This window comes from Psychrobacter sp. T6-1, from assembly GCF_052258445.1.
Genome location: NZ_JBQQFC010000016.1, coordinates 1 through 22,246, shown reverse-complemented (window position 1 = coordinate 22,246; position 22,246 = coordinate 1). Strand labels below are relative to the sequence as shown.

Genomic DNA, 22,246 nt, shown 5'->3' with positions numbered 1-22,246 from the left:
TTTAAAGTTGGGTCAAGGGGTTTGGTAGATTTATTTTATATACTGATGTTTTCTAAGATTCTGCTGTGTGGGGTGTGCCCACTGACAGTGTTTGTTGCATATTAATGTCATCGACTCGTGGCTAATGATACTTATATATGTAGGAGAATCTAACTCATATTACTATATGATAGTTATAAGAACATAACCTCGCCGCTAGCCTCGATACAAGGAGGTAAAAGCAAGTGCTTGGGAGACACTTGCCCTGACACCAGAGAAAATCTAAGATCTTCTGTGTAGTTAAGCCTTAATGATTACGATAATACTAGGATACCTTATGTACTGAGATACCTTCTTTAGCCAGCAGCTCATAGAGCGTGTTAGATACAAGCAAATAGCAAGATTAGCTCCCAAAAATCGTTTATAATAGCCGTCACTTAGATAACCTATATATGATAACTAGCGCTATTGCTGGTTTTTCTGTTTTAATAGCCGTCATTCATTGATAGCGTTTTAATAAATTTTGGATAAGATTATGGTAGCGATTACTTTACCCGATGGTAGCGTAAAAGAGTTTGAGGGCAGCACGACAGTCATGGAAGTGGCGCAAAGTATTGGCGCAGGCCTTGCCAAAGCGACGGTCGCAGGACGTGTCGATGGTCATTTGGTAGATGCCTCTGATCCTATAGCCCATGATGCCGTCGTTGAAATCGTTACCCCAAAAGATGCTGATGGGGTCGATATCATTCGTCACTCGGCCGCGCACCTGCTCGGTCATGCGGTCAAGCAGCTGTATCCAGACGTTAAAATGGTGATTGGCCCTGTGATCGAAGATGGCTTTTATTATGACATTTATAGCGAGACGCCGTTTACGCCTGAGCATATGGAAGCGATCGAAAAACGCATGATGCAGTTGATAAAGCAGGACTATGACGTCATAAAGAAGATAACGCCACGTGATGAAGTGATTAAAATCTTTGAAGAGCGCGGTGAGGATTATAAGCTTAAGCTCATCAATGATATGCCAGGTGAAGAGGCTTTTGGTCTGTACCATCATCAAGAATACGTTGATATGTGCCGTGGCCCGCATGTGCCTAATACAAGATTCTTAAAAGTATTTAAATTAACTAAGATGTCAGGTGCTTATTGGCGCGGTGATGCTAAGAACGAACAGCTACAGCGTATTTACGGTACCGCTTGGGCAGATAAAAAAGATCTAAAGGCTTATATTCAGCGTATTGAGGAAGCGGAAAAACGCGACCATCGTAAGATTGGTAAGGCATTGAATCTGTTTCATATGCAAGAGCAAGCGCCGGGTATGGTGTTTTGGCATGCCAATGGCTGGACGATTTATCAAGTGCTTGAGCAGTATATGCGTAAAGTGCAATACGATAACGGCTATGAAGAGATTAAGACGCCACAGATTGTCGATCGATCGCTTTGGGAGCGTTCGGGACATTGGGGCAACTATGCGACCAACATGTTTACGACGTCGAGTGAAAACCGTGATTATGCGGTAAAGCCGATGAACTGCCCGTGTCACGTGCAAGTGTTCAATCAAGGCTTAAAGTCTTATCGTGATTTGCCACTCCGCATGGCAGAATTTGGCTCTTGTCACCGTAATGAGCCGTCGGGATCGCTACATGGTTTGATGCGGGTACGCGGCTTTACCCAAGATGACGCGCATATCTTCTGTACGCAGTCGCAAATTCAGGCGGAGGTCGCAGATTTTATTAAGCTAACGCTTGCCGTATATGAAGACTTTGGCTTTGATAATATTATTATGAAGCTCTCCACCCGTCCTGAAAAGCGTGTCGGTAGTGACGAGTCTTGGGACTTTGCCGAAAAAGCGCTAGCCGATGCGCTCGATAGTTCGGGGCTTGATTGGGAGTATCTGCCTGGTGAAGGCGCATTTTATGGTCCAAAGATTGAATTTAGTCTCAAAGACAGCTTAGGCCGCGTCTGGCAGTGCGGTACTATTCAGGTCGATCCTAATATGCCCGAGCGCTTAGATGCTGAATTCGTTAACGAGCAAAACGAGCGCGAAGTACCTATCATGTTGCACCGTGCCATCTTGGGTTCGTTTGAGCGCTTCATTGGTATTTTGATTGAGAACTACGCCGGTTGGATGCCAGTATGGCTTGCGCCCAAGCAAGTAGTGGTCATGAATATCACGGATAAACAGGCCGATGCTTGCGAGAATGTGGTCAATGAGCTTAAAAACGTAGGCTTGCGTGCTATTAGCGACTTGCGTAACGAAAAGATTGGATTTAAGATACGAGAGAAAACATTAGAACGTATTCCCTATATGCTAGTATTAGGGGATAAAGAAGTGGAATCGGGCAATGTCAATGTCCGTACGCGAGAAGGTGAGAACCTCGGCGTGATGAGTGTTAACGAATTTATTGCATTAGTACAGACCGCTGTTGGTGCCAAAGGCCGACAGACCCCAAAAACAGATGAGGAGTAATACCTATTAAACAGTCAAACCGTTTAAACATTAACGAAGATATTAACGTCAAAGAAGTTCGCTTGGTTAAAGAAGATGGCGAACAAATGGGCGTAGTTGATATCGAGACCGCGATGAGAACGGCTCGTGAGGACAACTTAGATTTGGTTGAATTGGTCCCAGATGCCAAGCCGCCAGTATGCAAAATCATGGATTATAAGCACTACCTCTATGATCAAAAGCAAAAGGCGAAAGAGGCTAAGAAGAACCAAAAGCAAACTCAGTTGAAAGAGATGAAACTGCGTCCGAGCACTGATGAAGCTGATTATCAGGTAAAACTGCGTAAAATTGTCAGCTTCTTAGAAGATCAGGACAAGGTTAAAGTCAGTATTCGCTTTCGTGGTCGTGAAATGGCGCACCAAGATTTGGGTCGCAAGCAGCTTGAGCGTATCATTGAAGATACCGCAGAGATCTCAAACGTCGAGCAACATCCAAAGATGGAAGGTCGCCAGATGGGTATGCTATTAGGCCCTACTCGCAAAAAATAGGCTATAAGAGTAGTGATAGCTGTAACGTATGTAATTGTAATGTCCAACCATCAATATACAGCGATATATTGATGGTTTTTTATTATCTATGGTTGGTAGTCTTTAATGTGTAGCTGGTGTTGTTTTGCCTTTAATAGGTTCTGCATTTACAAAATCTGCCTTACCAACTCGGTAGTAACCGCGTAGTCTATAGCTAAGATTAAACGCTACTGGTTCAATCAGCTCACATTAATAAAAACAACAGAGCATTCAAAAGCTCGACCGTTAGGCCAATAAGCTCATTCACGAATTATAATAGGACATGACATGCAAGAATTGACCCCACCAGAGAACACCAATACGCCAAGCATCTCACTAACACCGCCAGAGCCTGTAAAAGAGATACAAAAAAGTGAAGCGGATCAGATGGTAAAGCTAGATGAGAGTCAGATTCCAGAGCTAGACGCCAAAGTCGATGCATTCGTCGATCATGTCATCACTAACTCTGTGCATAGTCCTGAGTTTCAGCAAAACATTCAGTCCATTCACAATTTGGGCACCAAAGAGATTCGCGAGTCCGCGCAAGTCTCAAACCGCATGCTGGACTTGCCAGCCAAAAGTTTAAACGACGGTCTGTTTGATAACTCCCCTATCGCAAAATCCCTGACCGAGCTGCGCGGTATCGTCGAAGATTTAGACCCTAGTAAAAAGCAATTGACCAGTTCGCGTAAACTCTTTGGCTTGATTCCCTTTGGTAACAAAGTCCAAGATTATTTTCGTCAGTACGAGTCGGCGCAATCGCATATTAATGCGGTAGTGACTAGCCTCTATAACGGTAAAGACGAGCTACTCAAAGACAATGCCACCATTGAGCAAGAAAAAGTCAATATGTGGGAGCTAATGCAATCGATACGTCAGTATGTCTATGTCGGTAAAAAAATCGATGAGCAGCTTGAGCAAAAGATACACGCGATAGAAGCGACAGACCCTGAAAAAGCGCGCATTATTAAAGAAGAGATGCTGTTTTATGTGCGTCAAAAGAACACCGACTTTTTGACGCAGTTGGCAGTAAACGTCCAAGGTTATTTGGCACTCGATACGATTCGTAAGAATAACCTAGAGCTGATAAAGGGTGTCGATCGCGCGACTACGACCACAGTCTCTGCTCTACGTACTGCAGTCGTTGTCGCTCAAGCGATGACCAATCAAAAGCTCGTTCTGGACCAGATTACAGCACTCAATAAAACCACCAGTAGTTTGATCGAGTCGACCTCTGAGATGCTCAAACGTCAGTCAGGCGAGATTCATGAGCAGGCGACTAGTAGCACCATTGAGCTTGATAAATTGCAAAACGCCTTCAATAATGTCTATGACACTATGGATATGATTAGTAATTACAAAATTGAAGCGCTCGAGAATATGAAGCAGACGGTCAATACTTTAACGAGTGAAGTCGATAAAGCACAAAAGTATCTCGATAAATCCAATCAGACCACGGTGATAGAGGTATCAAAAGAGCTCGATAGCAAGTCGCTAACAGACGAATCTGGTATCGATATTTAGCAGAGTAGTATCTTAATAGCCATTTTGATTTGGTTTTATATATTCACAGATGCTCATTACTTGAGTGTCTGCCCTATTTGTTATTTTAAGACGAACAATAGACGTCATATATTGCATCTAAGTTCGTGTTAAGATAGCGCCTACTAATAATTTAAAAATAGAAACGGTAATTTATGAGTTGGAATGATCCAAACGCCTCAGCTGAGGCACAAAAATATGATAATCCTATTCCTAGTCGTGAGCTTATACTTAGCACGATCACTGAGCAGGGCGAAGCGACCCATCAGCAACTGGCAAAAGCCTTTGGCATAGAGGATCCTGATCAGTTTGATGCGCTAGGCAATCGCCTAAAAGCAATGGCTCGTGATGGTCAAGTTAACCGTGATGGGCGTCCTTATCGCTATCGTACGGTCACGCAGCATGACGTCGTTGAGGGTACAGTCTCTGCACATGCCAAGGGCTTTGGGTTTGTATTGCTAAGTGATATGCCAGATTTGTTCTTGCATGAAAAGCAAATGCGCTGGGTCTTTAACGGTGACACGGTTGCGGCAGTTGCGACCTCTACAGACAATCGCGGCCGCACTGAAGGTCGCATCGTTGATGTCGTTGAACGTCAACAAAATCAATTCATCGGTACACTGGCTCGCGATGAGGACGGCTACTGCGTTGAGCTGGGTAGTCCTAATAATCATCAACCGATTACGGTTACTGATGACAATGTCAATGCGCTCAATATCAAGCAAGGCGCTCCTGTCAAAGTAGATATTATCGATTGGCCCAACCAGCACGAGTTCTCTACGGGTAAAATCACAAAAGTGCTCGATGATGAGAACGATCGCGAACTCATTATTGAGACAACGCTGCTCAATTATGATATCCCGTCAGAATTTAGCGAAGCGACGCTCAAGCAAGCCAATGACTATAAAGAGCCGACCGAAAAAGACCTAAAAGGTCGTACTGATTTGCGTGATCTACCCCTAGTCACTATCGATGGCGAGGATGCACGCGATTTTGATGATGCGGTATTCGCCGAAAAACGCTCTGGTGGCAATTATCGCGTCGTTGTAGCAATCGCTGATGTCAGTCACTATGTCACGCCGAACTCTCCTTTAGATGTTGAAGCCTTTGAGCGCGGTACGTCCGTCTACTTCCCGCATCGGGTGATTCCGATGTTGCCAGAAGTCTTATCCAATGGTCTGTGCTCATTAAATCCTGATGTCGATCGTCTGTGTATGGTCGCAGATATTAAAGTATCACGCGCCGGTAAAGTGACAGGTTATGAGTTCTATCCTGCGGTTATCCATTCGCAGGCACGTCTGACCTATAATCAGGTCAATGATTACTTTGCCAATCCAAAAGATGACAGCATTCCAAAGTCATTAACAGGCAACAAAGACGTTAAGAAGTCTATCGATACGCTACATCAGTTGTATGATTTGCTTATCCAAAAGCGTGAAGAGCGTCATGCGATGGAGTTTGAAACGGTTGAAACTTACATCAAGTTCAATGAGACAGGCGGTATTGCAGCCATTGTACCTCGCACACGCGGGGACGCGCACAAGCTAATTGAAGAGTGCATGCTCCTTGCTAATACCTGCGCGGCGAACTTTGCGCTCAAAGAAGAGCTGCCGGTGCTGTATCGTAACCACGATAAGCCAGATGGTGAGAAGTCCATGCGTGTGCATGAATACGCTAAGAACTTTGGCTTGTCCTTCCCAGAAGAAAACCCGACGCAAGCGGATTATCAGCGAATTATTGAGGCGACTAAAGACCGTCCCGATGCTATAAGTGTGCACAGCATGTTGCTACGTTCGATGATGCAAGCTAACTATGCCCCTGATAATATCGGTCATTTTGGCTTGGCTTACGATGAGTACAGTCACTTTACTTCACCAATTCGCCGTTATCCTGATTTGATGCTTCATCGCGCGATCAAAGCAAAAGTCACAGGTAGCAAACAGCCTGTCATGGACTTCTCTTTGGACGGTGCTGGCACGCAAACCTCAGATACTGAGCGCCGTGCGGAAAAAGCCTCTCGCTACGTAGAATCTTGGCTCAAATGTCATTATATGACCGATCACGTCGGCGAAGAGTTCGAAGGCGTGGTAACCAGTGTGACAAGCTTTGGCCTATTTGTGACTTTGACCGACCTATATATCGATGGCCTGGTGCATATCTCAAACGTTGGCGATGACTTCTTTGTCTATGATGAAAAGCAGCAGCAGCTTATCGGTAAAGATAAAGGTGGTCTATTTGGACTTGGCGACACCGTAAAAGTAAAAGTCGCTGGCGTCAATATGGACTTGTTACAGATTGATTTTGATTTGACCGCTAAGCTGAAAGCCAGCGCTATGAATCAAACTAAGAAAGACAACTCTAAAAAAGCACCTGCCAAGAAAAGCAGCCGCGGCAAAGGCGGTAACAAAAAGAGCTAGTTTCTCTAGAATCTTTTTGACAAAACTTATTTAAATAAAAAGGCTAACGCGATGTTAGCCTTTTTTGTTTTGTAGCAAGGACGATGCAGAATACTTTGTTTGCAAATTAAAAAATAAATGATCGCTTATAGCTTATAGTTACTCAGCGCTCTCTTGCATCTGTTCAAGTCGCTGTTGCTCGAGGTTTTGAGCTTGTTCAATATCAGCCGTCACATTATCAATAATGGCTTTGGGCTGCTCACCTAAAGACTGCCCTGAGATACTGTCATTTGCCTCGTCTTTATTTTTAACTACTGCCACATCAGCATCCATTAGCGCAGCTCTGTTTTTTTGGTTAAAATAATTATTGATCATATTAAAGCCAAGCAGCATAAAGACAGTAGCAAGAGTAAAAGCTATCAGATGTTTTCTTTGCATAGGTGTAACCTTCTATAATTTGTCTTCACTCTTAATTTTTTGGACTTAGTCTTCCAAATTACTCTTGCGGACTATTATTGTTTAATAAATCAGTCTCGTCGGAGTTTTCTGCGATCTCTTGTTCTACCTTTTCCATCAATTTATCATCAGGACGGGCGTCTAATACCTCATCAGCATTGCGACCTTGCAAAATGTACTTGGCGCGGGCCTTAGCGCGCTTTTTGTCCTCATCATCATTGTTGACGTCGTCAAGCTTCACATCCTTGGTAGATTCTGGTGTCGTCGGTGTGATACTCATATCAGTGCTTTGAGGCGCTTCTTGCTCACTTAGAACTTGACCAAACTCTAGAGCTTTTTCTACCTTGTCATTAAAGCGCAAACGGTAGATAGGTTCAGGCAGACTAAAGCCTTCGTTTTCTAGCGCATGTTTGGTTTCGCGGATCGCGATACTACGTGCTTTATAAAAGTCGGTTTCGGACTGATCCACCCACACCTGAAATTCTAAAATAATATTTGAGTCGCCAACATTGGTAATAATAGCAATGGATCGAGGCTTGTCTAATACAAAATCTAAGGTATAAATTGCATCAAGTCCGACTTTGATTGCCGCTAATGGATCATCATTGGCATCCACGCCCAGCTCAAAGGTAAAACGCCGCTCAGGGTTTTTGGTATAGTTCAAAATAGTCCCTTTGAACACCTCAGCGTTTGGAATACGCAACTGATTGCCATCTAAGGTCATCAATATCGTCGCCCGTGATGTCAATCTAACTACGATACCCTCCTGCCCATTGATATCGACTTGATCGCGCGCGCGAAAAGGCTGGCGTATACTGAGCATTAAGGAGGCAATATAGTTCTCAATCGTGTCTTTAACTGCAAAACCTACAGCGATACCGATAACCCCTGCACCGCCAAGCAGTGTGCCGAGCACAGTCTCAGCGCCTATCAAACTAAGCGCCAGTATAAGACCGAAGATGATAAAAATGACTTTGACCGTTTGTGCTAATAGCTCTGCTACAAAGGGGTTGGGCGTGAGGCGTTGCCACATCTGTTTGCGGTTGGATAGCCAACTGCCAAACCAAGCCACTATACCAAATATGACAATACCGACTAGTAATAAAGGAATGGCTTTGAGAAGGTTTCTGCCTTGGGTCTTTAGACCTTGATAGACAGTTGAGACGTTATCTTGTACATCGAGTGTACGCTCGATTTGGTCATCTACAGTGACCACATCCGTTAAACGATTGGTTAAATTAATGGCTTGCTGAGCCTTTTTTTCGTTAGGCGCCTCACCACTTAGAGTCGCAACGCCTTGTGATACCTTTACTGTGACCGCTTGCAAGCCCTCAATCTCTGAGAATATACCCTTAATACGTGTGCGAATCTCGTCGTCTTTAAGCGGTGTTGGCGTCGTTTCTATTTGCGCATTGTTAGTGCTTTGACCATTGATGGCAGGCGGCGCTGGTGCCTCACTTGCCTCCTCCTCACCTGGAGTCTCTATTACCTCACTGCCCTCTACGCCCAAAGCCGTTGCCACGCCCGCCAGCTCCTCTGATGCAGCGTAGCTAGGCATAGCTAGTACTAAGCTGATAAATAGCAGTAGCGAGGCTAGTATAAAGCGTGGCGTAGTGCCGACAATTAATCTTAATATAAAAGGTAGTTTTTGGGCGTGCAGGCTTGAGTCGGTCATTATAAATGCTCTTTTTAATATCAAATCAATCGTGCTTTTTAGCTTTGAGTCTAGAGCATGTTGCCAATGAAATTTTTTTGATTAATGACATGCTCTAGCTTATTTAAAGGATGTCGTATTAGCGATCTAAGTACTGCTGTGCTTCGCTTAAATCCAACATGCCTTCGTAAATCGCACGACCAGTGATAATACCTTCAATACAGTCGCCAAAAGGTTTGAGTAGTTCAATATCTTTCATATCGGTCACGCCACCTGAGGCAATCACTGGCAAGCCGCCCTCTCGCGCTAAATTGACGGTTTGCTCCACATTGACGCCTTGCATCATGCCATCGCGGGTAATATCGGTATAAACGATAGATGAGACACCGACATCAGCAAAGCGCTTAGCCAGTTCAGTGGCGCGGGTATCAGTGACGTTTGCCCAGCCGTGGGTGGCGACCATACCGTCCTTGGCATCGATGCCGACGATGATGTGACTGGCAAACTCGCGGCAGGCCTCAGCGACAAACTTAGGATCTTCAACCGCTTTGGTACCGATAATGATATAGGTTAAGCCAGCACTGATGTACTGCTCGATAGTCTGCAGCGTACGCACGCCGCCGCCCAGCTGGATAGGTAGGTTGGGGTAAGATTTGGCTATGTCATGTACCACGTCTTTGTGTACCGGCACGCCATCAAAAGCGCCGTTAAGATCGACTAGGTGCAAACGTCTTGCCCCTGCATCCACCCAGCGTGCTGCCATAGCGACTGGATCATCAGAGAATACCGTGTCATCCTCCATCCGGCCCTGTTTGAGACGCACGCATTTGCCGTCTTTTAGATCAATAGCAGGGATAATAACTGGCGCTGCACACATATTTTATTCCTTATAAAAACATTACATTTATCGCATGAATACTAAAAAAGCATCATTTTGCTACAAGATATTATTGCCATAAAAAATAAGCACTAATATCAAGTAAATTCAATTAGTAACTGGCAATTTTAGGTCAATTTAGCGTATAATCCTAGGTAAATTTGTATTTGTTTTTATAGAAGAGTCATCAGACGTTGGGCTTTGTAACCTGGTTTGATACTCACTAAGATATGGATTATCTGATAAATAAAAGTTTATGAGCACTGTACTCGATCCTAGGTCAGCTGCTCATTTATCAATTCAACGCTTTGGTTTCACTGTTGAATTAAGCTTTTATAGCATAACAAGTTGGTTATAAATGGCAGGATAAACGGGCTCTTATAGTTTGAGTGTTGAGTAAAACAGTCTCAATGCGCTTTAGGAGCATTATTTATTCTGCATCTTGGTAGCCAGTCGCTAATTGGTACAACGAATAAGACATTAACGTGTTGTTAAGGAGTCTAAGGTCAGCGTTAATACTCTTGCTAGTAGCAAATCTTAAGCCTATATTTTGACAGTCTCGATGATAGTTTTTAATCCTTAGAGATTAAAGACCATATAAAATCAAGTCTGCTTAATAATCGCTTGAGTATGTTGCCGTTATACCAAACAGGACGTCTGGTATCGTTTTGAACTATGGACTAAGTTTTCGCTTATGATTACCATCAAAAAAGGTTTGGATTTGCCCATCACAGGTGAACCCTCCCGCGAGATATCCGAGCATCAACCTAAGCACGTGGCCCTTGTTGGTTACGATTATGTGGGTATGAAACCTACGATGAACGTCACAGAAGGCGATGTCGTAGCCAAAGGTCAACCTGTTTTTGAAGACAAAAAACGGGTAGGCGTTATTTATACTGCACCTGCAGCAGGCACTGTCAAAGCCGTCAAGCGCGGCGAGCGCCGGGTGTTTGAGAGCTTGGTGATTGAAGTAGACCCAAACGGCAAAGAAGTCGAGTTTGAGCGCTTTGATTCGGCAAGCCTTGCTACGCTTGATTCTGAAATTATCGAAAAGCAGTTACTGGCATCGGGCGAATGGACGGCGTTTCGTACCCGTCCCTATAGCCGTGCGCCTGAAATCGGTGCGCGTCCGCAAGCGATCTTTGTCACCGCTATCGATACCAATCCATTAGCATTTGACCCTATGCTACTTATCACTGAACAGATGCAAGCCTTTAATGATGGTCTTGCAGTGTTATCAGCGCTCAGCCCAAAAACGTATGTCTGTCATCATGCAGACGCCAAGTTGCCTGCACTCACTAAGACTGCTGGTAGCAACGTGACTGAATATCATGCTTTTGCAGGCAAGCATCCAGCAGGCCTTGCGGGTACGCATATCCATTTCTTGCATCCTATCATGCGCGGCGTAACCGTATGGACGATCGGCTATCAAGACGTTATCGCTATCGGCAAGCTATTCACCACAGGGCGCTTGTACACGCGCCGTTTGATTAGTTTGGCAGGTCCTGCGGTCAAAAACCCGCATTTGGTGGCGACTGAGCGCGGCGCTGATTTAATCGCATTGACACAAGGCAAACTGCTAGAGGGCGATAACCGCGTGATCTCAGGCTCGGTATTATCAGGTCGCAGAGTTTTTGATAACATCGCCTATCTTGGCCGCTTTCACGATCAAGTCAGCTCCTTATCAGAAGGCTATGAGCGCCCCGCTTTTCACTTCTTTAGCCCTGGCAAAAACCGTTTTTCTAAGCTGCCTATCTACATCTCGCAGTTTTTTAAGAAGAAATACAACTTTACGACGACCACCAATGGCTCACCACGAGCGATGGTACCAATTGGTATCTATGAAGAAGTCATGCCACAAGACTATCTGCCAACGCAGCTACTGCGCGCGCTGATTATCGAGGATATGATTACTGCTGTAGATCTAGGCGTACTTGAGCTGGACGAAGAAGACTTGGCATTATGCACCTTTGTCTCACCTGGTAAATATGAATACAGTGATATCTTGCGTGATAATTTGACGCGTATTGAGCTGGAGGGTTAATCACGATGAAATTTTTATACAATATGTTCGATCGTATGGAGCCATCCTTTACCAAAGGCGGCAAGCACGAAAAGTACTATGCCATCTTTGAGATGTTCGATACGTTTTTGCGTCAACCTAGCTCAACGACTTTTACCTCATCGCACGTGCGTGACGGTATCGATCTAAAACGCATTATGATTACGGTATGGCTCTGTACCTTTCCTGCAATGTTTTGGGGTATGTACAACGTCGGTCATCAAGCACTAACTGCTATTGCTCAATTAGGCCTACAGCCTGATGGCTGGCGCACTATTATCACGAGTATGGCCGGCTATAATCCAGATAGCATTTGGGCAAGCTTTGTCTACGGGGCTATGCAATTTTTGCCGATATATATCGTCACCTTTGCCGTTGGTATTACCTGTGAGATCATATTTGCGGTAGTGCGCGGTCATGAAGTCAACGAAGGCTTCTTTGTGACTTCGGTACTGTATGCGCTTATCATGCCGCCAGATATTCCTTTATGGCAAGTGGCCTTAGGTATTATCTTTGGGGTCGTGGTCGCAAAAGAGGTCTTTGGTGGTACTGGTAAGAACTTCTTGAACCCTGCCCTATCGGGTCGTGCGTTCTTGTACTTTGCCTACCCCGCTTATATGTCAGGTGATTCGGTCTGGACGGCGGTCGATGGCTTCTCGGGAGCCACGCCGCTGGGTCTTGCTGCTCTTGGGGTGACACCTGAGAACTTTACCAATGTCTACGGTCAAGCGATCACTTGGAGCGATGCTTTTTTAGGCAATATCCAAGGTAGTGTTGGAGAAGTCTCGACACTGGCCATCTTAATCGGTGCGGTGTTCTTATTGTGGGCACGTATCGCCTCATGGCGCATTATGGCAGGCTGCGTGATCGGTCTTATCTTGACCTCGCTTGTCTTTAACATGATCGGTTCTGAAGAAAACCTAATGATGAATATGCCGTTTTATTGGCATCTAGTTATCGGTGGTTTTGCTTTTGGTGCCGTCTTTATGGCAACAGATCCAGTATCAGCCGCTCATACCAATAAAGGCCGCTGGGCTTATGGTATTTTGATTGGCTTTATGACGATACTTATTCGTGTGGTCAACCCCGCCTTCCCAGAAGGCATTATGCTGGCCATATTATTTGCTAACTTATTTGCGCCTTTGTTTGACTATTTTGTGACGCAAGCCAATATCAAGCGTCAAACCGCACGGAGGGTTCGTTATGTCCAAGCCCAAAAGTAACAATGCAAAAACCATCAGCGTCGCGCTTACGCTATGCTTGGTGTGTTCGGTACTGGTCTCAGCAGTCGCTGTTGGCCTCAAGCCTGCCCAAGTTGAGAATGCACGCTTAGATCGTAACAAGAATATCTTGGTGGCAGCAGGGTTATATAACGCTGAATCTGATACTGCTGATGATGTAGTAGAGCGCTTTAAAGAGTTTGATGTCGAGATTGTTGATCTAACTCAAGGCACCTACCTAGATGACAATGCGCTCGTAGAGGTTGGAATTCCTGATCGCAATGCTTATGATGCCAGTCAAGCGACTAAAAACGCAGCGCTTAGCGAAGACTTAGGTAGTAATGATCCTGCTAGCATTGGCCGCGTTCCTAAATATGCCAAAGTCTATGTCAAAAACGATGAAGCGGGCAACCCTGAAATGGTCGTATTACCGATTCAAGGCTATGGTCTGTGGGGTACGATTTATGGATTCTTGACGCTTGAGAGCGATATGAATACCATAAAAGGTATCAGCTTTTATGAGCATAAAGAAACCCCAGGACTTGGCGCTCGTATCGAGGAGCCTGAATGGCGCGCCAAATGGCAAGGTATTCATTCTTATGATGAAGGCGGCGCGGTCGCAACTGGCGTGACTAAAGCGGGTAATCCAAAAGAGAACTGGGTCGATGGTATTAGCGGTGCTACCCTAACAGGGCGCGGCGTGAGCAACATGATTCAGTTTTGGTTAGGTGAGCAAGGCTATAAGCCTTACCTAGACGCACTACGTCAAGAGAGCGGTGAAACCATCGATAACGCTGAAGCGAAGGCTCAGTTATCTGATGACAAAGCTGCACAACCCACCACCGATCTGGCAGTAAAGTCGCCAGTAGCAAACGGCAAGGAGGCATAATATGGCGGATACAAAAGGTATTTTAACCTCGCCTATTTTTGATAATAACCCTATTGCTCTACAGATCTTGGGTATCTGTTCGGCGCTAGCGGTCACGACCAGCATGTCCAATGCGCTGGTCATGTGCGTGGCACTGACCCTAGTGACGGCGTTCTCAAGTTTCTTTATCTCTATTATTCGCAAAAAAATTCCATCAAGCATTCGTATTATCGTGCAGATGACGATTATTGCCTCTCTAGTAATTTTGGTCGATCAGGTACTCAAAGCGGTCGCTTATGACATTAGTAAAGGGCTATCGGTATTCGTCGGCTTGATTATTACTAACTGTATCGTTATGGGCCGCGCCGAAGCCTTTGCTATGAGCAATCCGCCGGTTCCGAGCTTTTTGGACGGTATTGGTAATGGTCTTGGCTATTCTGCGGTACTACTATTTGTCGCCACTATCCGTGAGCTATTAGGTTCAGGTACTTGGTTTGGCATTACTATCTTGCAGCCGGTATCAGAGGGCGGTTGGTACTTACCAAACGGCTTACTCCTATTGCCACCATCGGCTTTCTTTATTATTGGTCTGTTTATCGCCATCGTACGTATCTGGAAACCAGAACAAATCGAAGAAGCTGATTTTGTTATGAAGCCGCAGTCTAAAGGCATGGCACATGGAGGCGGTCACTAATGGGACATTACGTTAGTTTATTTATAACCTCAGTCTTCATCGAGAATATGGCACTCGCCTACTTCTTAGGCATGTGTACCTTTTTGGCAGTATCAAAAAAGGTCGCAACGGCTATTGGTCTTGGGGTTGCCGTTATCGTGGTTATGGTCATTACCGTACCGCTGAACAACTTGCTATTTCAGTTCATCCTAAAAGATGGCGCTCTAGGTTGGGCCGGCTTCCCTGGTATTGATCTAAGCTTCTTAGGTCTACTAAGCTACATCGGTCTTATCGCAGCAACCGTTCAGATTCTAGAGATGTTCTTGGATAAGTTCGTGCCCGCATTGTATAACGCGCTTGGGGTTTTCTTGCCTCTTATTACGGTCAACTGCGCTATTTTGGGCGGCGTACTCTTTATGGTTGAGCGTGATTATAACTTTAGTGAATCAGTCGTTTATGGCGTTGGTGCAGGCTTTGGTTGGGCGGTCGCTATTGTCGCTTTGGCGGGTATTCGAGAAAAGCTTAAATACTCAGACATTCCAGGCCCTCTTCGCGGACTGGGTATCACCTTTATTACTGTAGGCCTTATGTCACTTGGCTTTATGTCTTTTGGTGGTATGTCGATTTAAGCGAAAGAATTTATCAGTTTCTTATTCATTTATACGGTAGCGGTACGAGAATTCACTTTTAGACCGCTACTTCATAGTTAAGGATACCTATCATGGATTATGCTACGGCGATTGGTGGCGTTGCTATGTTTACCGTGATCATCATGGGTCTGGTTGCCATTATTTTGGCAGCGCGCTCAAGATTGGTCAGTTCAGGTGACGTAACCATTCGCATCAATGAAGATCCGGCTAACGATGTGGTCACGCCAGCAGGCGGCAAATTATTGCAAACCCTTGCAAGCGAAGGTATATTTTTATCTTCAGCTTGTGGTGGCGGTGGTACATGCGCGCAGTGTCGCTGCCGCGTTATCGAAGGTGGCGGCTCTATTTTGCCTACCGAAGAGGGCTACTTTACCCAAGGCGAGATTCGCAATCATATGCGCTTGGCTTGTCAGGTTGCAGTTAAGCAAGACATGGAAATTGAGATCGATCCTGAATTCTTTGATGTGCAAAAATGGGAATGTGAGGTCATCTCTAATGACAACGTAGCGACCTTTATTAAGGAGCTTGTACTCAAAATTCCAGAAGGCGAAGAGGTCAACTTCCGTGCTGGGGGTTATGTTCAGCTTGAGGCGCCGCCGCACGAAGTACACTACAAAGACTTCGATATCGCAGAAGAATACCGCGAAGATTGGGAAAAGTTTGGCATCTTCAAATATGTATCAAAGGTCGATGAGCCTGTTATCCGTGCTTATTCGATGGCCAATTACCCTGAAGAAAAAGGTCTTATTAAGTTCAATATTCGTATTGCAAGTCCACCGCCGCGTGGCCCTGATAATATTCCACCAGGTAAAATGTCATCATGGACCTTTAGTCTAAAGCCTGGCGATAAAGTAACGGTATCAGGCCCTTATGGTGAGTTCTTTGCAAAAGACACGGACGCTGAGATGGTCTTTGTCGGTGGCGGTGCAGGTATGGCACCGATGCGCTCGCACATCTTTGATCAGCTCAAACGTCTCAATTCTGATCGCAAGATTAGCTTTTGGTACGGGGCACGCTCTATCCGCGAGATGTTCTACGTTGAGGATTATGATCAACTAGAAGAAGAGTTCGATAACTTTGAGTGGCATGTTGCCTTATCAGATCCATTACCAGAAGACAACTGGGATGGTTACACCGGCTTTATCCACAACGTGTTACTAGAAGAGTATCTCAAGGATCATCCAAACCCAGAAGATTGCGAATACTATATGTGTGGGCCACCGATGATGAACGCTGCTGTCATCGATATGCTTCATAGCCTAGGCGTCGAAGATGAAAATATCGCTCTCGATGACTTTGGTGGTTAAAAAATGTTTAACCGTTAAATAAAATATTTTGTGCTAAATTAAGAGTCTCAATCGAGGCTCTTTTTTTTGTTCTAGTATCGGATAAATAGTGATCGTCAATATTATTGCCTCAATATTAGATACTTTCTTCTGCCTCTTATTACTCAATACAAGTCATTTAATACTGTCAGTAAGGATGCTTATGAAAACCAAGTTTAAAAATCTAACCATATGGATTACAGGTGCATCAAGTGGACTTGGTGCTGCGCTATCTATTGCTTTTGCAAAAAAAGGCGCGACTATCATTTTAAGCGGGCGTGATCGTCAAAAACTTGAGACCGTCAAAGATAAATGTAAACGCTCGCATAAACATATCGTTATTCCATTTGATATTACCGATAGCAAGCAGGCAAGAAAAGCCTATCAATTAATCAAAGCGCAAACAAGTAAGGTTGATTGGCTGATTAACAATGCAGGTATCTCTCAGCGCTCACTGATTATGGAGACAGAAGAGGAGGTTGAGCGCCAGATCATGGAGATAGATTATTTTGCGCAAACGCGCCTAACGCGGCTCATATTACCAGATATGATCACTCAAGGCGGTGGTAGGATCGTGATGATCTCTAGCGTAGCAGGTCTACTTGGTACGCAGTACCGCGGGGCTTATGGTGCAGCCAAAGCGGCGCTCCATATGTGGGCAAATAGCCTGCGTGCTGAATTGCATGATAAAGGGATAGAAGTCGCCACCGTATTTCCAGGATTTATTCAAACTAATATCTCAATCAATGCTTTGACGGCAGATGGTAGTCCGCAAGGCACGATGGATGAGGCGACTAATGCTGGATTGACGGCGACCGAGTTTGCCAAGCAAGTCACCAAAGCTTTGAGTAAAGGGGAGGAATATATCATTGTTGCCGGCTCCAAAGAGAAGCTTGCCACCAGAGTCAACCGTGTATCACCGCCCAAGCTCTACAAACTAATCCGCGAGTCGCAAGTCAAATAAGACTCTGCACCAGGCTTGGTTCATAGACATACTTATTAGCGTTATTGATATAAAGGGGTGTAAAATGTATCCTACATTCGCCCCTACTCTATCCAAAAATATCTATGATAAATACAAATCCGCTCGCCTCTCCCCATACCTTTAATCATAAAATTTTGATGAGCGTATTCGCTTCTGTCAGCCTGCTCAGCTTAAATGCTTGCCAGCAAACGCCAGATTACAACTATCTAAGCGGCGAAACGATGGGTACCAGTTACCATATTAGTTATCAGCTGCCAGACCATAGTGATGAAAACGAGATTCAAGCGGCTATCGATCAGCGTTTGCAGCAGATTAACGATAGCATGTCGACTTACCAAGATAATTCAACCATTTCTAAATTTAATCGTTTGGCTGCAGATGCGTCCGTAATGATTGATGCAGACTTTAGCCAAGTGCTACAAATCTCGCGTCAAGTTTATGAGCAATCAGGCGGCGCCTTTGATCCTACTGTCATGCCTTTGATAGACGTTTGGGGCTTTGGTAGCACTATGACCGTTGAGCGTTTGCAAAGTCCGCCAAGCGCGCAAGAGATTGCACAAGCAAAAGCTTTGGTAGATTTTGAGAGTATCATGCAAAAGGACAAGCTGCTGTACAAGACCAAAGACGGTGTCGGGCTTGATTTTTCTGCGGTGGCAAAAGGCTATGGCGTCGATGTCATCGCTGATGTGCTCAAAAGTGATTATAACATTCGCAATTATATGGTTGAGATTGGTGGAGAGGTGGCGACCTCTGGCGTCAGCGCTCAAAAGCAGCCATGGCAGATCGCGATTGACGCGCCGATTGAGGGCAGTACAGTTAACGAGCGCCAGACGATTGCGGCTATTCGCCAGCCTGCAGGGAGTACCATGCATCTAGCGACCTCTGGTAACTACCGTAACGCTATCATATTTGATGGTAAGCGCTATAGTCATACCATCGACCCCACTACGGGCGAGCCTATCGTTGGTGGCGCGCCGTCTGTAACCGTAGCTGCCGATTCAGTTGCGCTTGCTGATGCGTGGGCAACGGCGCTGACTGCTATGCCTTATGACAAAGCTCTAGATACCGCTAAACGGCAGAACTTAGCAGCTCTGTTTGTGATTCATGCAGGTAATGACGCAGACGGCATAGGTACAAGTCCTCTAAAAACATGGACGACTGTACAAACGGCTGCTATGAAAGCTCTGCGTGCAGGAGAGTCTGACTAATTTTTACTCAGTATTTTTGCTTGGTGTTCCTCTATTAACCCATTGATTTACATTGGGTTGCCGCGTTATTTAGTCAGTCATTATTACTAGGTGTAATATTGAGCATAACTCGTTAAACTATTGCCCTTTAGTTAACTGTTGTTACCGCATTATTACACTTAAGGGTTCCCATGATTTACTCCTTGATGGCTGTGGTTTTTGTGCTCGGCTATATCGCTATTGCCTTAGAGCATAACTTCCATGTAGACAAGGCCGCCTCTGCTCTACTGACCGCTACCATCATTTGGACACTGCTGGTCATCGGTGCTGACACGTTACTCGTTGAAGAGCTGAGCGCAGTAGATAGTCTTGGAGCCACTTATATTTTAAACAGCGAGCTTAGGCATCATTTGGCAGAGATTGCGGAGATTTTGTTTTTCTTGATGGGTGCTATGGTCATCGTGGAGCTGATTGATGCTCATGACGGCTTTTATGCTATTACCAGCCGCATTCAAACGACCAATGCAGTCACGCTACTTTGGACTATAGGGACGCTGACTTTCTTTTTTTCAGCGCTGCTTGATAACTTAACCACCACTATCGTTATGGTTTCCTTGCTACGCAAACTGGTCGCTGACAAAGAGCTGCGTTGGTGGTTCGTCGGCACGGTTGTCGTCTGTGCTAATGCAGGCGGCGCTTGGTCGCCTATTGGTGATGTGACAACGACTATGCTATGGATTGGCAGTCAGATTACCGCTAGCCGTATCATTGTAGATCTAATTATCCCAAGCCTAGTCGCTGCCGTTGTGCCGCTTATCATGCTAACCCTTATCTTTAAGGGCAAGCAAGTCATGCGTCCTGTCGATGACAAAGAACCTGTGCTCTCTACTAACACCAACTACCTAGGGGATTATACAGCGACGACGGCGACCGCTTCTGCTATTAATGGTATCGATACGCCTACTACTATGCCCTCAAGCTCGCCCTCAAATGTCAGTAGTAGCGCGGTGGCAGTAGAGCCAAGCGACGTTATTACCAATAGAATGCGCCTGAGCGTTTTAGCATTGGGTTTAGGCGCACTCGCCTTTGTTCCTGTGTTCAAAACGGTCACCCATCTACCGCCTTATATGGGTATCTTGTTCGGTGTTGGGGTACTGTGGGTATTCACTGAGCTGATGCATCGTCATCAAGATTGGTACGTCAAGCAGCACATGACCGTCGTCGGTGTCTTGACCCGTGTTGATATGCCCAGCATTTTATTCTTTTTAGGTATTTTACTTGCCGTTTCAGGTCTGGCGACCGCTGGGCATTTATCTGATATGGCGATGTGGCTGGATAATACCTTTGGTAATCTATATGTCATCAATGTCTTGATTGGTCTGCTATCATCTTTAGTTGATAACGTACCCCTTGTCGCCGGAGCCATGAAAATGTATCCGCTACTTGGTGAGGCGGCAATGGCGGGATTGGCGGGCGATGAGCTGGCGCGTCAAAGTCAGTTTATGCAAGATGGCGAGTTTTGGCACTTTTTAGCATATTGCGCGGGCGTCGGTGGTAGCTGCCTGATCATTGGATCAGCTGCAGGTGTTGCGGCGATGGGTATGGAGAAGATTCCGTTTCTGTGGTATCTCAAGCGTATCAGTGGCTTAGCTCTAGTCGGTTACTTGGCAGGCGCGGCGACCTATATCTTGATACAGATGATATAGATACTGCCTTAAGCTGTTGATAGTTTGACCTTTAACGAGACTAAATGTGCTAGAATAGAGCTATACATTCTAAGACCATCTATCACTATGGATGGTCTGATATGAGTCGAGGTCTCCTCCATGCTTAGTCAATTAATTCCAATGTTCGCCATTACCTTTACTGTATTCGTACTGTTTTTTGTCTTTATGGGTATCGGTTATATGTTCAAAAAACAACCGCTTAAAGGTTCTTGCGGCGGCGTCGCCAAATTAATGGGCGATGAGCAATGCTCGTTTTGTGGTGATGATCCCAACAAATGTGATTCTATGATTGCAGAGCAACAAGCTACCTCGTTAAATGCAGCTAAGTTAGGCAAATCTGTTTAACCCTTAGCTTTGTGTAGCATCTAGCTTTTATAGCAATCCGCACTTAAACCCTTTAGTACTTAGTATAGCCTAGCTTAGACTAGTATAACTTAGCTTAGCACAACTTAGCTTAGCACAACTTAGCTTAGCATAATTTGGCATAGTCAAACTCTGCGACTGCTCATCAGTTTAGCAGTTACTTAACGCTGGTAGTACATAACCCCTCGTAGATATACAATGGTGCTGAGTGTTATCTTATACTCAGCACTATTGTAGATAACCTCCTATATTTCTTTGCGATAGCTTTACTCTATTACTCTTGCCCTCTTTAGGGTATAGAGTTTTTGTGGTTTATAGCGCATCTTATATATCGGCCACTTTATAGTGGAATTTTTTTGTTGTCGTTTAAAAAGTGCTCATTTGTTAGCCCTTTTAATGACTTACTTTTAATGGTAATCGGGTTGCTATGTCTACTTCACCTCACTCAGCGCTCAAATCAAACGCAGATGCCAAGCCATCATCTAAGCTGCCGTCATCAAAGTTTACCTTTTGGGTCGTGCTCTGCGCTATTATTTTACTGGCGACCAATATGCGCGCGCCTATCGTAGCGCTGGGCTCTATTGCACCCGTGGTGCAAGAGGCGCTAAATATCTCTGAAACCCAGATTGGTTGGCTTGGCGCGGTGCCTATGTTGGGCTTTGCTGTGGGTTCGTTTATCTCGCCTACTATCGGTAAACGCTTTGGGCTTGAGAATACGCTTATCGCTATGATTGCGCTGCTGACTTTAGGTATGGTGGTACGCTCTATTATACCGACTTGGACTGGGTTTTTGAGCGGAACGATTATGCTCACTTTAGCGATCGGCTTTGCCAATACGCTTGCAGCTCCTGTCATTAAGCAGCGCACGCCTAATCATATTCCACTGATTACTGGACTCTTTAGTCTGACTATGACAGTCGTTGCAGGTATTGTCGCTGGCGTCGTTCTACCTTTATCTGAATATGTAGGTTGGCAATGGGCGCTAGGTGGCTGGGCAATTTTGGGTGTGTTGGCACTTGTCGTCTGGATATTTTTGCGCTTGCGTCTTGGCTCATCAACGAATTTGATAGCACCAATAGCGGCTCAAGGGACATCGCATATCGCGATATGGCGCAATGCGTTTGCTTGGCAGATCGCGGTATTTATGGGGCTGCAATCTTTGCTTTATTATACCGTCGCTAGCTTTTTGCCCTCAATCTGGGTGAGCAAAGGCTTAAGCGCGGTAAAAGCAGGACAGATGGGTTCGGTGTTTCAGTTTATGGCACCT

At 45.2% G+C, this 22,246-nt stretch carries 18 protein-coding genes; 15 read left to right on the top strand and 3 right to left on the bottom strand.

What is annotated here, in order from left to right:
* The first annotated feature begins 514 nt into the window (after positions 1 to 514).
* From thrS to rnr, 4 genes are all read left to right on the top strand, one after another.
* Positions 515 to 2,449 carry a threonine--tRNA ligase gene (gene thrS / locus ACTXGO_RS02330; protein ID WP_443573269.1) on the top strand — a complete coding sequence of 645 codons (1,935 nt, stop codon included), beginning with the start codon at positions 515 to 517 and terminating at the stop codon, positions 2,447 to 2,449.
* Positions 2,450 to 2,454: 5 nt separating this feature from the next.
* Entirely contained in the window at positions 2,455 to 2,976 is a 522-nt protein-coding gene (gene infC, locus ACTXGO_RS02325; RefSeq protein ID WP_443541335.1) for a translation initiation factor IF-3, read from the top strand.
* A gap of 306 nt (positions 2,977 to 3,282) precedes the next feature.
* Complete coding sequence (locus ACTXGO_RS02320; RefSeq protein ID WP_443573268.1) at positions 3,283 to 4,518, top strand: toxic anion resistance protein; 1,236 nt, start codon at positions 3,283 to 3,285, stop codon at positions 4,516 to 4,518.
* 173 nt (positions 4,519 to 4,691) lie between these two features.
* Positions 4,692 to 6,953 carry a ribonuclease R gene (rnr, locus tag ACTXGO_RS02315; RefSeq protein WP_443573267.1) on the top strand — a complete coding sequence of 754 codons (2,262 nt, stop codon included), beginning with the start codon at positions 4,692 to 4,694 and terminating at the stop codon, positions 6,951 to 6,953.
* Positions 6,954 to 7,091: 138 nt separating this feature from the next.
* Here the strand turns inward: rnr and ACTXGO_RS02310 are convergent, their stop codons facing one another.
* From ACTXGO_RS02310 to hisA, 3 genes are all read right to left on the bottom strand, one after another.
* A complete protein-coding gene (locus tag ACTXGO_RS02310; protein ID WP_443573266.1) occupies positions 7,092 to 7,370 on the bottom strand; it encodes a hypothetical protein in 279 nt (92 codons plus the stop codon).
* A gap of 58 nt (positions 7,371 to 7,428) precedes the next feature.
* Positions 7,429 to 8,946, bottom strand: coding sequence for a mechanosensitive ion channel domain-containing protein (locus ACTXGO_RS02305; RefSeq protein WP_443573271.1), 1,518 nt, complete (start codon positions 8,944 to 8,946; stop codon positions 7,429 to 7,431).
* A gap of 235 nt (positions 8,947 to 9,181) precedes the next feature.
* Positions 9,182 to 9,919 (bottom strand): 1-(5-phosphoribosyl)-5-[(5-phosphoribosylamino)methylideneamino]imidazole-4-carboxamide isomerase, encoded by a 738-nt coding sequence (gene hisA, locus ACTXGO_RS02300; RefSeq protein ID WP_443573265.1) that lies wholly within the window; start codon positions 9,917 to 9,919, stop codon positions 9,182 to 9,184.
* Between the two features lie 694 nt (positions 9,920 to 10,613).
* Here hisA and ACTXGO_RS02295 point away from each other — a divergent pair.
* From ACTXGO_RS02295 to ACTXGO_RS02245, 11 genes are all read left to right on the top strand, one after another.
* A complete protein-coding gene (locus ACTXGO_RS02295; protein WP_443541318.1) occupies positions 10,614 to 11,963 on the top strand; it encodes a Na(+)-translocating NADH-quinone reductase subunit A in 1,350 nt (449 codons plus the stop codon).
* Positions 11,964 to 11,968: 5 nt separating this feature from the next.
* Positions 11,969 to 13,204 carry an NADH:ubiquinone reductase (Na(+)-transporting) subunit B gene (locus ACTXGO_RS02290; protein ID WP_317200675.1) on the top strand — a complete coding sequence of 412 codons (1,236 nt, stop codon included), beginning with the start codon at positions 11,969 to 11,971 and terminating at the stop codon, positions 13,202 to 13,204.
* The gene (locus ACTXGO_RS02285) at positions 13,185 to 14,090 is read left to right on the top strand and encodes a Na(+)-translocating NADH-quinone reductase subunit C (protein WP_317200676.1); all 906 of its coding nucleotides are present in this window, start codon (positions 13,185 to 13,187) and stop codon (positions 14,088 to 14,090) included. The genes ACTXGO_RS02290 and ACTXGO_RS02285 overlap by 20 nt, the downstream gene beginning before the upstream one ends.
* 1 nt (position 14,091) lies before the next feature.
* On the top strand, positions 14,092 to 14,763 hold the full coding sequence (locus tag ACTXGO_RS02280) for an NADH:ubiquinone reductase (Na(+)-transporting) subunit D (RefSeq protein ID WP_317200677.1): 672 nt from the start codon (positions 14,092 to 14,094) through the stop codon (positions 14,761 to 14,763).
* Positions 14,763 to 15,371, top strand: coding sequence for an NADH:ubiquinone reductase (Na(+)-transporting) subunit E (gene nqrE / locus ACTXGO_RS02275; RefSeq protein WP_443573264.1), 609 nt, complete (start codon positions 14,763 to 14,765; stop codon positions 15,369 to 15,371). Before ACTXGO_RS02280 ends, nqrE begins: the two co-directional genes overlap by 1 nt.
* A 92-nt stretch (positions 15,372 to 15,463) precedes the next feature.
* Positions 15,464 to 16,699 carry an NADH:ubiquinone reductase (Na(+)-transporting) subunit F gene (gene nqrF, locus ACTXGO_RS02270; RefSeq protein WP_317200679.1) on the top strand — a complete coding sequence of 412 codons (1,236 nt, stop codon included), beginning with the start codon at positions 15,464 to 15,466 and terminating at the stop codon, positions 16,697 to 16,699.
* 181 nt (positions 16,700 to 16,880) lie between these two features.
* On the top strand, positions 16,881 to 17,681 hold the full coding sequence (locus tag ACTXGO_RS02265) for an SDR family NAD(P)-dependent oxidoreductase (RefSeq protein WP_443573263.1): 801 nt from the start codon (positions 16,881 to 16,883) through the stop codon (positions 17,679 to 17,681).
* A gap of 158 nt (positions 17,682 to 17,839) precedes the next feature.
* On the top strand, positions 17,840 to 18,910 hold the full coding sequence (locus ACTXGO_RS02260; RefSeq protein WP_443573270.1) for an FAD:protein FMN transferase: 1,071 nt from the start codon (positions 17,840 to 17,842) through the stop codon (positions 18,908 to 18,910).
* Positions 18,911 to 19,080: 170 nt separating this feature from the next.
* A complete protein-coding gene (gene nhaD, locus ACTXGO_RS02255) occupies positions 19,081 to 20,595 on the top strand; it encodes a sodium:proton antiporter NhaD (RefSeq protein ID WP_317200681.1) in 1,515 nt (504 codons plus the stop codon).
* Between the two features lie 120 nt (positions 20,596 to 20,715).
* On the top strand, positions 20,716 to 20,961 hold the full coding sequence (gene nqrM / locus ACTXGO_RS02250; protein ID WP_317200682.1) for a (Na+)-NQR maturation NqrM: 246 nt from the start codon (positions 20,716 to 20,718) through the stop codon (positions 20,959 to 20,961).
* A gap of 445 nt (positions 20,962 to 21,406) precedes the next feature.
* Positions 21,407 to 22,246 (top strand): MFS transporter (locus ACTXGO_RS02245; protein WP_443573262.1); only part of this gene is annotated, 840 nt, incomplete at its 3' end.